At 72.7% G+C, this 6377-nt stretch carries 5 protein-coding genes; all 5 read left to right on the forward strand.

Annotated features, from left to right (window positions below; genetic code table 11):
* The first annotated feature begins 167 nt into the window (after positions 1–167).
* The 5 genes from ACFU3E_RS37620 to moeZ all read left to right on the forward strand — a co-directional run bounded on the left by ACFU3E_RS37620 (position 168) and on the right by moeZ (position 6318).
* Entirely contained in the window at positions 168–1922 is a 1755-nt protein-coding gene (locus tag ACFU3E_RS37620; protein WP_384169083.1) for a DUF3492 domain-containing protein, read from the forward strand.
* Positions 1919–3259, forward strand: coding sequence for a hypothetical protein (locus ACFU3E_RS37625; protein WP_384169085.1), 1341 nt, complete (start codon positions 1919–1921; stop codon positions 3257–3259). The genes ACFU3E_RS37620 and ACFU3E_RS37625 overlap by 4 nt, the downstream gene beginning before the upstream one ends.
* A gap of 120 nt (positions 3260–3379) precedes the next feature.
* On the forward strand, positions 3380–4339 hold the full coding sequence (locus ACFU3E_RS37630) for an NAD-dependent epimerase/dehydratase family protein (protein WP_384169088.1): 960 nt from the start codon (positions 3380–3382) through the stop codon (positions 4337–4339).
* Positions 4327–5076 carry a spherulation-specific family 4 protein gene (locus ACFU3E_RS37635; RefSeq protein ID WP_384169090.1) on the forward strand — a complete coding sequence of 250 codons (750 nt, stop codon included), beginning with the start codon at positions 4327–4329 and terminating at the stop codon, positions 5074–5076. Before ACFU3E_RS37630 ends, ACFU3E_RS37635 begins: the two co-directional genes overlap by 13 nt.
* A gap of 63 nt (positions 5077–5139) precedes the next feature.
* The gene (gene moeZ, locus ACFU3E_RS37640; protein ID WP_384169093.1) at positions 5140–6318 is read left to right on the forward strand and encodes an adenylyltransferase/sulfurtransferase MoeZ; all 1179 of its coding nucleotides are present in this window, start codon (positions 5140–5142) and stop codon (positions 6316–6318) included.
* Positions 6319–6377: the final 59 nt, after the last annotated feature.

The raw sequence follows: 6377 nt of genomic DNA on the forward strand, positions 1-6377 counted from the left end.
CTGTCTCTCTCTCCCCCCCCCCCGTGCTTTCTTTACTGCCTCTCCAGGGTTTTGTGGGTCCCCCCCCACCCCCCCCCCCCCCACCACCGCCTTGTCCGCATACGTTCGTCCCGCTGCGAGCCGCCGGGCAACGGCGGCTCCCCTTACGGGAGATCGGGGGTGCACTCGTGCGTATCGGACTGCTTACGGAAGGTGGCTATCCGTATGTGAGCGGTGACGCCAGGCTCTGGTGCGACCGGCTGGTGCGCGGGCTCGCCCAGCACGAGTTCGACGTCTACGCGCTCAGCCGCAGCGAGCACCAGGAGGACGAGGGCTGGATCCCGCTGTCACCGAACGTCCGCAGGGTACGCACCGCACCGCTGTGGATGGCCGAGGACGACGAGGTGGTATTCGGGCGCCGCGCGCGCCGGCGGTTCACCGAGTGCTTCGGGGAAATGGCTGCCGTGCTGTGCGGCGTGCCGGGGGGCGCCTCCGGCACTGCCGGGGTGCTCACCCGGGGTGCCTCCGATGCTGCCGGAGGAGTTCCCGGGGGTGCGCCCGCCTCGGAGGCGGACCGTTTCGCCAACGCTCTGTACGGGCTCGCCGAACTCGCTCGCGAGGAGGGTGGGCTGGTGGGAGCGCTCCGCTCCGAGGCCGCCGTGCGCATCCTCGAACGCGCCTGTCGTGCGCCCGGCGCCCACCGTGCCGCGCGCGAGGCCCGTGTGGCGGATCTACTCACCGTGGCCGGGCATCTGGAACGCGCCCTGCGCCCCCTCTCCCTCGACTGGTGCGAGGACGACGGGCTCGGTGCGGTCGACCTCTGCCACGCCGCGTCCGGCGGCACCGCCGTCCTGCCGGGCCTGCTCGCCCGGCACTTCACCGGTGTTCCCCTGATGATCACCGAGTACGGCGTGCGCCTGCGGACCCACTACCTCACTGCCCCGGACGCCCCGCCCGCCGTGCGGTCCCTTCTGGCGGCCTTCCAGGGCCGACTCGCCGCCGAGGCCTATGGGCAGGCCGATGTCGTCACCGCCGGCAACACACACGCCCGCCGCTGGCAGGAGCGCTGCGGTGCCGGCCGCGAGAAGCTCCGCACGGTCTACCCCGGCATGGACGCCCGGCCCTTCGCCGAGGTGGGCGAGTCCCCGGACTGCGCGGACCCGGACACGCTCGTCTGGGTCGGCCGCGTCGAACCCGCCAAGGACCTGGTCTCGTTGCTGCACGCCTTCGCGGAGGTCCGCAAGCAGGAGCCGAGGACGCGCCTGCGCATCGTGGGCGCCCCTGCCGGCCCCGAGGGCGCGGCCTATCTCGGCCACTGCAGGACACTCGCCGCCCAGCTCTTCCCTGACGAGGCCGAGGGCCCGCACACCGCCGGAGACAACCCGGTGTCCTTCGAGGAGATCGGCGGCCCCGAGCTCCCGGCCGTCGCCGACGCCTACGCCTCGTGCGCCGTGACCGTCCTCTCCAGCGTCGTCGAGGGCTTCCCCATCGGCCTCGTCGAGGCCATGCTCTGCGGGAGCGCGACCGTGTCGACGGATGTCGGCGCGGTCGTGGAGGTCATCGGCGGCACGGGGCTCGTCGTACCGCCGCGCAATCCGCGGGCGCTCGCCGAGGCATGCGTGTCGCTGCTGCGCGACCCCGAGCGCCGTGCGCGCCTGGGCGCCGCCGCTCGTGCCCGTGCCCTGGAACTGTTCACGGTCGAGCAGAACATCGAGGCTTTTCACGGTATTTACCTGGAGATCGTCTCGCGGGCTCCCGTTCGCCGTGTCGTCCTCGACGGAGCGGGCGAGCCGTTGCCGTTCGCGGTTCCCGCCGAGGCTCACGTGCCCGTCCGCTGGGCCGCCGCATCGCCCCGCCTCACCGCCCGCAGCGGCCCCGGCTGGGCGGCCGGCAGGCCCGTACGCGCCACCACTGCCGTCCCCGCCCAGGAGGGTGTGCGATGAAGGACTTGGGCGAACTGGACCGCCCGGGAACCCCGACCAGCGCCGGGACCTGGGACGCCCGCTCGGCGAAGGAACCGGACGGCGCGCCCACGGACTCGACCACCGCGGACTCGACCACCCCTGAGGTGGTCACCGATCGCGTGGGGGCCGGGAGTCGGAACTCTGCCGCCGATCGCGAGGTGCCCGCGAAACGGGATCCTGCCGCCGATCGCAAGGCGTCCACCCCGCGGCGGGGCGCTGCCGACCCGGTGAAGGCACTGATGCACCGTCACCGGGAGCTGTGCGAGCGCGCGGTGGACCCCCTCGAGATCGCCGCGGGGCTGGAGGCGCACGGCATCACGGACCGGACCGCCGCCCGCTTCCGCCACCGGGACGTGTTCTCCCTCGCCGAGGAGATGTACGCGCGGGTCTCCCGTGAGGGCGATACGCCCCTGCCCGCCCCGGCCGCCACCCCCCGGGTGCGCGCCGACTGGGCTCTTCTGACGCTCCTGCCCGGCGCGCTGTGCGCAGCCGCTGTCGCTGCCGTGCACCTCACTCAGGGACAGTCACGCCTGCTCGCGGCCGCCGCCGGTGCCTTCGCCGTCGCTCTGGCCCTCCGCGTGGCCCTGCGTCGAGGGCCCCTGAGCAGGACCGGCCCGGACCGGCCCGGACCGCGACCCGGCGCAGCATCCGGCAGGACCGCCCCCTGGACCGCATGGCTCGTCACCTACTCCCTCCTGGGCAACGGTCTGCTCGACCGTGCTCTCGCCGGAGGCCCCCACGCCCTGCCCACCGGCACGGCCCACGGCCCCTGGCCCCTCACCGTCGCCCCGGTCCTGGCCCTCGCCCTGGCCTGCGCGCCCGCCGCCTGGACCGCGCACCTCCTCACGGCGGGCGCCCGTCGCAAACTCGCGGGCAGCCGCGGCCTGGAAGACTTCGCCGCCGCCGTACGCCCCCTTCTGCTCGGCACATTCGCCCTGTTCCTGGGCGCCCTGGCGGCCCTGCTCACCCTCTGCGCGGCGGTTCTCGACGAACCCGCCGCCGCTGTGCAGACCCTCGCCCTCGGCGCCCTCCTGTTCCTGGCCCGCCTCCTCACCACGCACGGCTTCACGTACGCCCCCGCCGTGGTCCTCACCGCGACGGCCACGGTCGAGGCGGCCGCCCTCGCCACGGTCTTCGCCTCCCGGCTCCCTGGCTTCGGCTTCCTCGCCACCCCCGTCGAAACCCTCGTCACCACCTGGGGAGCCGGCAGCGTCCCCACGCTCGTCTGCGGAGCGGCGGCGCTGGCCCTCCTGGTCCACACGATCCGCAAGCTCACCCGGGCCTCGGCCCACGCACCGTCGGAGCCCGCACGGTGACCGCCGCGGACACCGGCCTCACCGCCGCAGGCAACACCCGTCAGATCCCTTCCTTTCCGCCTCGAGGAGAACCCGCATGACCACCCACCCAGGAGCCCCGGCCACATGGGGAGCCGCGCGATGAGAGTCCTGCTGATCGGAGCCAACGGCTACATCGGGCGCTTCGTCGCCGACCGTCTGCTCGCCGACCCGGCCGTCCAGCTCACCGCTCTCGGCCGCGGCGACGACGCCGACGTCCGCTTCGACCTCGCCTCCGGCAGCCCCGGCGCCCTCACCCGCTTCCTCGACGCGGTCCACCCCGGCGTCATCGTCAACTGCGCCGGAGCCACCCGCGGCGGCGCCCGCGAGCTCACCCGCCACAACACCGTCGCCGTGGCCACCGTCTGCGAGGCCCTGCGCCGCAGCGGCTGCGGCGCCCGGCTCGTGCAGATCGGCTGCAGCGCGGAGTACGGCCCGAGCCAGCCCGGCTCCTCCACGGCCGAGGACGCCGTGCCCCGGCCCGGTGGCCCGTACGGCGTCAGCAAACTCGCCGCCACCGAACTGGTCCTCGGCTCCGGCCTGGACGCCGTCGTCCTGCGCGTCTTCTCACCGGCCGGACCCGGCACTCCCGCCGGCTCCCCGCTGGGCCGTCTCGCCGAGGCCATGCGCCGCGCCATGCAGTCCGGCGACGGCGAACTGAAGCTCGGCGGCCTCGGCGCGCAGCGCGACTTCGTCGACGTCCGCGATGTGGCCCGTGCCGTCCACGCCGCCTCGCTCTCCGCCGCGCAGGGCGTCATCAACATCGGCTCCGGCCGCGCCGTGCGCCTGCGCGACGCCGCCGGGGTCCTCGCCCGTGTCGCCGGATACGGTGGCGCCCTCCACGAACTCGACGGCGCACCCGGCACCCTGCGCACGGCCATCGGCCACCCCCGCCCCGACCCGGACCACGCGCCCCCCGTCGCGTACCCGTACCCCGACGGCTGCGGCAGCTGGCAGCAGGCCGACGTGCGCACCGCGCGCGACCGGCTCGGCTGGCGCCCCCGGATCGGCCTGGAGGAGTCCCTCGCCGACATCTGGATGGAGGCGGCATGCCGCATCTGACCAGATCCCTGCGGCGTACCTCCGGCACCGAACTGCGCCCCGGCGTCGGCGTCCCCGGCTACGCGCACCCCCTCCTCGCCCCCACCGAGTGGGGCGAGCTGACCCGTCCCGGCACCCCGCTGCACTGGGTGGTTCTCAACGTGGCCGACGGCCCCGGCGCCCGCCCCGACCCCCACTGTCTGGAGGCGGCCGGCCGCCTGCGCAACGCAGGCATCCGCGTCCTGGGCCACCTCGACACCCGGTACGGCACCCGCAACTTCGGCGAGCTGATCGCGGACGCCCACCGGTTCGTCGACTGGTACCAGGTCGACGGCTTCCTCCTGGAGCGCTGCCCGGCGGACCACGCCGGGCTGCCCGAGATCCGCCGCACGGTCGCCACCCTCCGCGTGATCCGTGACGATGCCCACATCGTCCTCGGCCACGGCATCCACCCGCACCCCGGCTATGTCGAGCTGGCCGACCAGCTGGTCACCTTCTCCGGGCCCTGGAGCGACTACCGCTGGTCGCAGGTGGCCGAGTGGACCGCCGACCATGCGCCCGAAAGCTTCTGCCACTTCGTCCACGGCGTGCCCCGCCCCCACCTGGCCGAGGCGCTGCGCATCGCCCGCTGGCAGGGCGCCGCGACGGTCTGGATCACCGACCACACGGACCGTGGTGGACGCACCGACCCCTGGGAGGCCATGCCCGGCTACTGGGACGAATTCGTCTCGCGTATCGGAACAGGTGTCTCGGAATGAAAAAGGGCATGGCACTGTTACGGGGAGAACAACCGTAGTGATTGACCGACCAACGGAGTCCCCGTGTCGCTGCCACCCCTGGTCGAGCCGGCTTCCGAGCTCACCGTAGACGAGGTCCGCAGGTACTCCCGCCACCTGATCATTCCCGACGTGGGGATGGATGGGCAGAAGCGGCTGAAGAACGCCAAGGTGCTGTGTGTGGGCGCCGGCGGCCTGGGCTCGCCGGCGCTGATGTACCTGGCCGCCGCGGGCGTCGGCACCCTCGGCATCGTGGAGTTCGACGAGGTCGACGAGTCGAACCTGCAGCGCCAGATCATCCACAGCCAGGCCGACATCGGCCGCCCGAAGGCCGAGTCCGCCCGCGACAGCGTCAAGGGCATCAACCCGTACGTGAACGTGATCCTTCACGAGGAGCGGCTCGAAGCCGACAACGTGATGGAGATCTTCAGCCAGTACGACCTGATCGTCGACGGCACGGACAACTTCGCGACCCGCTACCTGGTCAACGATGCCTGCGTGCTGCTGAACAAGCCGTACGTCTGGGGCTCGATCTACCGCTTCGACGGCCAGGCGTCCGTCTTCTGGTCCGAGCACGGCCCCTGCTACCGCTGCCTGTACCCGGAGCCCCCGCCCCCCGGCATGGTCCCCTCCTGCGCCGAGGGCGGCGTCCTGGGCGTGCTGTGCGCGTCCATCGGCTCCATCCAGGTCAACGAGGCCATCAAGCTCCTGGCCGGCATCGGCGACCCGCTGGTCGGCCGACTGATGATCTACGACGCGCTGGAGATGCAGTACCGCCAGGTCAAGGTCCGCAAGGACCCGAACTGCGCGGTCTGCGGCGAGAACCCGACCGTCACCGAGCTCATCGACTACGAGGCCTTCTGCGGCGTCGTCTCCGAGGAGGCCCAGGCGGCGGCCGCGGACTCCACGATCACTCCCAAGCAGCTCAAGGAGTGGATCGACGACGGCGAGAGCATCGACATCATCGACGTCCGCGAGCCCAACGAGTACGAGATCGTCTCCATCCCGGGCGCCCGGCTGATCCCGAAGAACGAGTTCCTCATGGGCGCCGCCTTGGAGAGCCTCCCGCAGGACAAGAAGATCGTCTTGCACTGCAAGACGGGTGTCCGCAGTGCGGAAGTCCTCGCGGTCCTGAAGTCCGCGGGTTTCTCGGACGCGGTCCACGTCGGTGGCGGCGTGATCGGGTGGGTCAACCAGATCGAGCCGTCCAAGCCGGTGTACTGAGCCGTATCCGGCCTCCTTTTCCGAGCGGCGGGGGCTTCGGGCACCACGGGTGCCCGAAG

It is taken from the genome of Streptomyces sp. NPDC057424 (assembly GCF_042803315.1).
In the GTDB taxonomy this organism is placed as follows: Bacteria; Actinomycetota; Actinomycetes; order Streptomycetales; family Streptomycetaceae; genus Streptomyces.